At 73.4% G+C, this 2,869-nt stretch carries 3 protein-coding genes; 2 read left to right on the top strand and 1 reads right to left on the bottom strand.

Annotation, left to right across the window (positions count from 1 at the left end; translation table 11 throughout):
* Positions 1-112: 112 nt before the first annotated feature.
* Positions 113-1,594 carry an FUSC family protein gene (locus tag AOK23_RS36960; RefSeq protein WP_063791473.1) on the bottom strand — a complete coding sequence of 494 codons (1,482 nt, stop codon included), beginning with the start codon at positions 1,592-1,594 and terminating at the stop codon, positions 113-115.
* Between the two features lie 386 nt (positions 1,595-1,980).
* Between AOK23_RS36960 and AOK23_RS36955 the strand changes: the two genes are divergently transcribed.
* Together AOK23_RS36955 and AOK23_RS36950 are read left to right on the top strand one after the other, a co-directional pair.
* Positions 1,981-2,457 carry an Lrp/AsnC family transcriptional regulator gene (locus AOK23_RS36955; protein WP_055523826.1) on the top strand — a complete coding sequence of 159 codons (477 nt, stop codon included), beginning with the start codon at positions 1,981-1,983 and terminating at the stop codon, positions 2,455-2,457.
* A gap of 52 nt (positions 2,458-2,509) precedes the next feature.
* Positions 2,510-2,869 (top strand): HAD family hydrolase (locus tag AOK23_RS36950; protein WP_157878262.1); only part of this gene is annotated, 360 nt, incomplete at its 3' end.

The following is a 2,869-nucleotide window of genomic DNA, read 5'->3' as shown; positions in this document are numbered from 1 at the left end:
TCGGGGCGGTGGAGCGCCGCGGGTCAGGAGCCGGCCAGCCGGGAGCCCGGGGTCCTGCCCAGGCCGTGTCCGACCATGGGCGTCGTCGCCCGTCGCCCGGAGACGGGAACTGTCAGCCACGGCCCAGGGGCAGGGCCAGGTCGGACAGGGTCCGCTCCAGGTTGTGCAGGTGGACCAGGGGGGTGCCGGGTTCCGGCTGGTGCGGGGCCTCCTGGCCGGTGAGGTGCTGTGGCCAGGCAGGGGCCCGCGTCTCGTGGACGGTCAGGGCCTCCACCGCGGCCTTCACCCGCCAGCAGGCGGCCACGAGGGACGCCTCGTGGGAGGCGGGCGGCTCGGCGGTGGCCGACACCAGGGCGTGGACCTCGTTCACACAGTCGTCGAGGAGACGTAGGGCCTGGCGGGCGCGCGCCTTGCGGCCGTGGAACGGGTTCAGCGGATGCACCAGCGGGGCGAGGGCGACACGGGCCCGCCCGAACAGCGCCTCCAGTTCGGCGGCGTGCGGGGCCGGGTCGGCCTCGGGGTCGCCCTCCAGCCGGGCGGCCGTCTCGGTCGCGGCGGCGTGCACGCAGTGCAGGGCCCGCAGGATCCAGGCGTCGTTGGTCGCGTGGGTGGTGACCGGCAGGACGAGGACGACCGCGAGCATGGCGCAGCCCGCCCCGACCCCCGTCTCGACGAGCCGGAGCGCGAGCAGCTGGGCGTCCAGGACACCCAGCAGGCCGTAGAGGAGGCTGGCCATGACGGTGACCGCCAGCATCATCCAGGAGTACGACACGGCCGCCGTGTAGAAGATCCCGAAGACGCAGAGCGCGACGAGCGCGGCCGACGCCACGGGCGCCCCGTCGAGCGGAACGGCCACGAGGAGGCCGACGGCGACGCCGATCACGGTCCCGAGGACGCGGCGGAAACCACGGACCAGGGTCTCGCCCCGGGACGTCGTGTTGACGAAGATCCACCAGGCGGTGCCGACGGCCCAGTACCAGCGGTCCTCGGAGAAGCCCTGGCCGACGATCAGCGCGACCGCGCAGGCGGCCGCCGCCTGGAACGCCTGCCGGGTGGTGGGGCGGTCCAGGCCCGTGCGGGGCGCCTCGGCGGGGGGCGCGACCGGCGGGGCGCCGCGTTCGATGGGCCACAGGACGAAGCGCACGGCCCCGGCGACCAGCAGGGCGAGGGTCATGGCGGCGTAGAGCCCGGGCAGTTGCGCGGGGACGGCGTGCAGGAACTGCGTGACGAAGAAGCTCATGAAGGCGAAGATGCCGAGCGCCTGACCGCGTGCTCCCCAGCGGCGGGCGTAGACCCCGCAGAAGACGGTGGCGACGAACGCCATGTCGCGGGCGGCGGTGAGGTCGTGCAGCGTGGTGGCGAACGCCAGGACCGGGAATCCGGCCAGGGGCAGCAGGGCGGTGGTGATCCGCTGGGCGCGGACCGTGCCGTCGGTGACGGTGAAGAGGGCGAGGAGCGCGGCGAGGCCCCCCGTGATCGACGCGGGGAGGGGGAAGCCGCTCAGCTCGGAGACGGCCACCGCGGCGCCCACGCCGATGACGGCGCGGACTGAGTTCCGCAGCCGCAGACGTCCCGGATCGGGCGCTGTGAACATCCTCTTCATGGCCGTGTACCGCCCCCTTGCACTGGTGCGTGCCGCGTCCGCGGGGTGCTGGGTCTCAGCGGGCGGCGGGCACAGCGAAGGCGCCGCGCTCCGGTCCGGCCTCGTCGCCGTCCGGCACTGCGCGGCGCCGAAACTAAGTGGATGGGAAGAGATAAGCACCTTTGACCCCAATGGCTCAACACGGAGGTCCGGGGCTGAGCCATTGGCCCAGACAACCAGGGGCGCGGCGGGCCCCTGGTGGGCCATCGGATCAGGCGTCGGGCGAACGGCCTTCTCGGCGCGTCCGGCTTGGCGCGAGGCCGCGCCACGGGGAGGGGCGAGAGGGCCGTTGATACCGTTTCCATGATCGTCGAATGGCGCAGGGAGGTCGACGGATCATGGCTGTGGACGAGCTCGACACCCGGATCCTGCGGTTGCTCCTGGAGCAGCCGCGGACGAGTGTGCGGGAGTACGCCCGGGTGCTCGGTGTCGCGCGGGGGACGCTGCAGGCGCGGCTCGACCGGCTGGAGCGGGACGGTGTGATCACCGGGACGGCGCCGTCGCTCTCCCCCGCCGCGCTCGGCCATCCGGTGCTGGCCTTCGTGCACATCGAGGTGACGCAGGGGCACCTCGACGACGTGGGGGACGCGCTGGCGGCAGTGCCGGAGATCATCGAGGCGTTCTCCATCACGGGCGGCGGCGATCTGCTGACCCGGGTCGTGGCCCGCGACAACGCGCACCTGGAGGACGTGATCCAGTCGCTGATCAGCCTGCCCGGCGTGGTACGCACCCGTACGGAGGTCGCGCTGCGGGAGCGGGTGCCGTACCGGTTGCTGCCGCTGGTGGAGTCGGTCGGCCGGGCCGCCGGGAACTGAGCGCGGAGCGGCCGGTGGCCGCCGCCCGGCCGGCCGCTGACATCCTGGACGCATGGGCACTCTCGGCGGCACGGCGGTCGTCTTCGATCTCGACGGAACGCTCGTGGACAGCGAGCCGAACTACTACGAGGCCGCGCGGGAGTTGCTGGCCGCGCACGGGGCTCCCGGCTTCACCTGGGAGGACAACGAGGCGTACGTGGGCATCAGCACGTGGGAGACGCTGGGTCTGTGGAAGGAGCGGTACGGCATCGCCGCGCCGCGCGCCGAACTCGTCGACGAGCTGGACCGCCGCTATCTGGAGCGGGCCCGTGTCTCCACCCCGGTGTTTCCGGAGATGCGGACGTTCGTGGAACTGCTGGCGGCAGAGGGGGTGCCGATGGCCGTGGCCTCCGGGTCGTCGCGGGCGGCGATC

Source organism: Streptomyces torulosus (genome assembly GCF_001419765.1).
Classification (GTDB): domain Bacteria; phylum Actinomycetota; class Actinomycetes; order Streptomycetales; family Streptomycetaceae; genus Streptomyces; species Streptomyces torulosus.
This window is presented reverse-complemented; position numbering and strand designations above follow the sequence as displayed.